Below are 2,391 nucleotides of genomic sequence, written 5' to 3' on the forward strand. Positions count from 1 at the left end.
GCGCTGGAGGGGCCGGTGGGGCGATAATTGGCACGCTCGGCGACGTCTGGGCCAATCCCATCATGGTGGATGCACTCATCCACGCTCGCGAAGGGACAATCGTTGTTCCGGAGCGACCGACCTCTCCGTATTTTTACTACTACGCGCCGGCCTTGCCGGCGATCGAAGACCCAGCCCAATTGGATCGCTGGGAGCCGTGGGTGCGCGCCTACACAGCGGTCGGGGAGATGCTGCAGGGCATCACCCTTCAGGTGTCGGGCGCCGATCCGAACGCATTCCTGGTTCGCTCGCCCGCATACGTGATTGCGGAGTTAGGGCGTCCGGTCCAATCGACGTTTCAAGACCAGATTGAGATGGTCGTGAGCTGGGCCGAGCTGCGCAACGAACGCGCCACAGAAATCATGGCGCAGATCGATCCCCAGTATGCCTTCTGGTCCTCGATCGTCTACCTGCATCCCGAGAGGACCAGGCGGACATTCGAGCTCATCAACATGGTCCTGCAATTCTGCGTTTACGTGGAAATGCGCTTCAAGCATGCGCTGGGGTGCTCGCGTCCCGTGGAATACAACGCCCAGGTTCAGCCGATGATCACGACGCCGGGACACGGAAGTTTCCCGAGCGGACATGCGACGCAGGCTTACGCGGTAGCCTACGTGCTGAAACGGCTATTGAGCCTGCACAAGACGACATCCGGATTCCCGGAGATCGTCGAGCAGCTCGACCGGCAGGCCGCACGAATCGCAACCAATCGGGTCGTGGCCGGAGTCCATTTTCCAGTCGACAGCATGGCAGGGCGGATGCTGGGTATCGCCTTGGGCGAGTACTTCGTCGGCCGTTGTCTCGGGAGCACGGCAACCAAGAGCCGCAAATTCAACGCCAGCCACGCCGACAGTAACTCTCGCACGGATTTCAATCCCTTCCATGCTGACCAGGCGCTCAATGCCAACAAGTTCTATTCGGAAACCACAGGAGGGACTGTTACGCAGTCCCTCCTGATGAAGGAACTATGGGACAAGGCCTACTACGAAGTTTCGACAAGATTTCCGTAGGAAACACGTCCCTGCAACCGAAGTGGAGAGCATTCCATGGCCGAGGAATTGCCGAGATGCTTCGACCCGTACCTCCGGTACGCAATCGCGAGCGAATTTAAGAACTTCGATTTTTTCGACGAGCAGGAGTCCAAGCTATTCCTGTTCGTGGAGCTTAAGCACGCCGGGCTCGCCGATAATTTTGTGAGAGCCATGAGTCCTAGTGACTTCGGCGCCGAATTCGGGCTGACCAGCCCGAACTCGCGATATCTGACCATGCGGGCTTACATAAGGGCTGTCGAGAAGGACAGTTTCCGGGCGTGGGACGACAACGTATCCCGGGTCGAGCTGTCCCTCCCGTTGAAGCCGACGGCCATACAAAAGGGTGCGCAGCGCAACAGGTCCGCGAGCGAACAACCACCGACACCTCTCCTCATCGGCGTGATCGACGATGGCTGTCCGTTCGCGGCCGCTCAGTTTGTCAAAAGGATCGCGGGTGTCGCATCCGGGACACGCGTGCGCGGTGTCTGGGATCAGAACGAGCACGCAGGCCGAGTCCCGATCCCGGTAGGTGCCGACGTCTTTGGCGAGAAGCCGTTCGATTTCAATTACGGCCTCGAGTTCCTTCGAGACTCCATATCCGGCGTGGTTGGGCTCAACGACTGGATCCAGTTGCACAAGAGGGCAAACACGATCGACGAGGATGGCTGCTACGCGCGTGGAGGTTTCAAGACCCTCAAGCATCAGGCCTCGCATGGTGCACATGTAATGGATGTCCTCGCCGGACGCATTCCGCTCTCGGCACGCATCGCGCGCCGCGATCCGCCAAGTTGGCAGCCCGGAGATCCCCTGACCGATCCCGCTTGCGAAGCAGATATCGTGTTCGTGCAGTTTCCCGAGAGCTGCCTTCGTGACGCGACCGGCGTCTGGCTGAAGGGTTACGTCGCCGATGCAGTCGATTACATCATGTCATTTGTCGATTCTGGCACAACGAACGTGGTGATCAATGTCAGCTACGGGCCGACAACCGGACCTCACAACGGCACGTCGGAGCTCGAGGGCAAGCTGAGGGAGCTTGTCACCCACTATGACGGCGTTTCCGTAAGTCCAAAGCTCGACGTCTTCCTGCCTGCCGGCAACAACTATCTGAGCGATGGGCACATCCATTTCGTCAGGCAAACCATGGCAGAGCCCGTCCATGTCGAATGGACGTGGCGCCTTCCCCCCGACAATACCGTGCTCTGCTTTGCCGAAGTCTGGATGAAGAAGAACTGCACGGACAATGTCATTGTTACGCTCACCTCGCCCGGCGGTCGTAGCTCCTCGTCGACTGCCGGTCCAGCGCCTCCCGGCCCCCCACCCC

General features: G+C 59.6%; 2 protein-coding genes. Both read left to right on the plus strand.

Annotated elements, in window-relative coordinates; genetic code table 11:
• Positions 1-1,049: phosphatase PAP2 family protein (locus I6F21_RS37425; RefSeq protein WP_225184344.1), on the plus strand; the 1,049-nt coding region annotated here is incomplete at its 5' end.
• A gap of 36 nt (positions 1,050-1,085) precedes the next feature.
• Positions 1,086-2,391, plus strand: a 1,306-nt coding sequence (locus I6F21_RS37430) for a hypothetical protein (protein WP_225184345.1), incomplete at its 3' end; no start/stop codon positions are given.

Origin of the sequence: Bradyrhizobium sp. NBAIM03 (assembly GCF_020194055.1) — a bacterium.
GTDB classification, from domain to species: domain Bacteria; phylum Pseudomonadota; class Alphaproteobacteria; order Rhizobiales; family Xanthobacteraceae; genus Bradyrhizobium; species Bradyrhizobium yuanmingense.